The organism is Pseudomonas sp. EA_5y_Pfl2_R50 (assembly GCF_963970475.1).
Taxonomy (GTDB): Bacteria; Pseudomonadota; Gammaproteobacteria; order Pseudomonadales; family Pseudomonadaceae; genus Aquipseudomonas.
In genome coordinates this window covers 1-255 of record NZ_CAXAPT010000246.1, presented here as the reverse complement: position 1 = coordinate 255, position 255 = coordinate 1, and the positions used below count along the sequence as shown (strand labels likewise).

Annotated in this window: 1 pseudogene; it reads right to left on the bottom strand. The window is 56.9% G+C overall.

The window, feature by feature from the left end:
* Positions 1-255 (bottom strand): annotated as a pseudogene (locus tag AACY19_RS27660) (IS3 family transposase); the annotation flags it as partial.

Below are 255 nucleotides of genomic sequence, written 5' to 3'. Positions count from 1 at the left end.
CCCGGCCTACCGTTTGCGTCAGTTCAGGCTCGGATTGCATAAGATCATGCAGCTTGCGGGTGCCCAACCGGGGCATTTCAAGGCGTGCCTCCAGCACAAACCCCAGCACCTTTTGCGCATGGCTAGCCTGCGCGTCGTAAGCTCGATTGCGCTTGTAATACGCTTGCCGTGAGATGCCCAGAAACTGGCAAGCCCTGGTAACACTCAGGCCTTCGATTTGCCCTTGGATGAGGACTTGCCGGATCGCTTTTTTAC